This window comes from Pseudomonas sp. H9 (assembly GCF_004353925.1).
Taxonomy (GTDB): Bacteria; Pseudomonadota; Gammaproteobacteria; order Pseudomonadales; family Pseudomonadaceae; genus Aquipseudomonas.
The window spans coordinates 1-1,468 of record NZ_SMOK01000001.1 but is presented as its reverse complement, the minus strand read 5'-3'; the positions used below and the strand labels follow the sequence as shown (position 1 = coordinate 1,468).

The following is a 1,468-nucleotide window of genomic DNA, read 5'->3' as shown; positions in this document are numbered from 1 at the left end:
AAGGCCGAGAGCTGATGACGAGTTGCCTTTAGGCGACGAAGTGGTTGATGCCATGCTTCCAAGAAAAGCTTCTAAGCTTCAGATAACCAGGAACCGTACCCCAAACCGACACAGGTGGTTGGGTAGAGAATACCAAGGCGCTTGAGAGAACTCGGGTGAAGGAACTAGGCAAAATGGCACCGTAACTTCGGGAGAAGGTGCGCCGGTGAGGGTGAAGGACTTGCTCCGTAAGCCCATGCCGGTCGAAGATACCAGGCCGCTGCGACTGTTTATTAAAAACACAGCACTCTGCAAACACGAAAGTGGACGTATAGGGTGTGACGCCTGCCCGGTGCCGGAAGGTTAATTGATGGGGTTAGCTAACGCGAAGCTCTTGATCGAAGCCCCGGTAAACGGCGGCCGTAACTATAACGGTCCTAAGGTAGCGAAATTCCTTGTCGGGTAAGTTCCGACCTGCACGAATGGCGTAACGATGGCGGCGCTGTCTCCACCCGAGACTCAGTGAAATTGAAATCGCTGTGAAGATGCAGTGTATCCGCGGCTAGACGGAAAGACCCCGTGAACCTTTACTATAGCTTTGCACTGGACTTTGAATTTGCTTGTGTAGGATAGGTGGGAGGCTTTGAAGCGTGGACGCCAGTTCGCGTGGAGCCATCCTTGAAATACCACCCTGGCAACTTTGAGGTTCTAACTCAGGTCCGTTATCCGGATCGAGGACAGTGTATGGTGGGTAGTTTGACTGGGGCGGTCTCCTCCTAAAGAGTAACGGAGGAGTACGAAGGTGCGCTCAGACCGGTCGGAAATCGGTCGCAGAGTATAAAGGCAAAAGCGCGCTTGACTGCGAGACAGACACGTCGAGCAGGTACGAAAGTAGGTCTTAGTGATCCGGTGGTTCTGTATGGAAGGGCCATCGCTCAACGGATAAAAGGTACTCCGGGGATAACAGGCTGATACCGCCCAAGAGTTCATATCGACGGCGGTGTTTGGCACCTCGATGTCGGCTCATCACATCCTGGGGCTGAAGCCGGTCCCAAGGGTATGGCTGTTCGCCATTTAAAGTGGTACGCGAGCTGGGTTTAGAACGTCGTGAGACAGTTCGGTCCCTATCTGCCGTGGACGTTTGAGATTTGAGAGGGGCTGCTCCTAGTACGAGAGGACCGGAGTGGACGAACCTCTGGTGTTCCGGTTGTCACGCCAGTGGCATTGCCGGGTAGCTATGTTCGGGAGAGATAACCGCTGAAAGCATCTAAGCGGGAAACTTGCCTCAAGATGAGATCTCACTGGAACCTTGAGTTCCCTGAAGGGCCGTCGAAGACTACGACGTTGATAGGTTGGGTGTGTAAGCGCTGTGAGGCGTTGAGCTAACCAATACTAATTGCCCGTGAGGCTTGACCATATAACACCCAAGCAATTTGAGCGAAAGCCAGATTGCGGTGTTGTGAAGACGAAACGAACCGAAAGTTTGCAA

General features: G+C 53.1%; 1 rRNA gene. It reads left to right on the top strand.

Annotation, left to right across the window (positions count from 1 at the left end):
* Positions 1–1,396, top strand: a 23S ribosomal RNA gene (locus tag E1573_RS00005); the annotation flags it as partial.
* Positions 1,397–1,468: the final 72 nt, after the last annotated feature.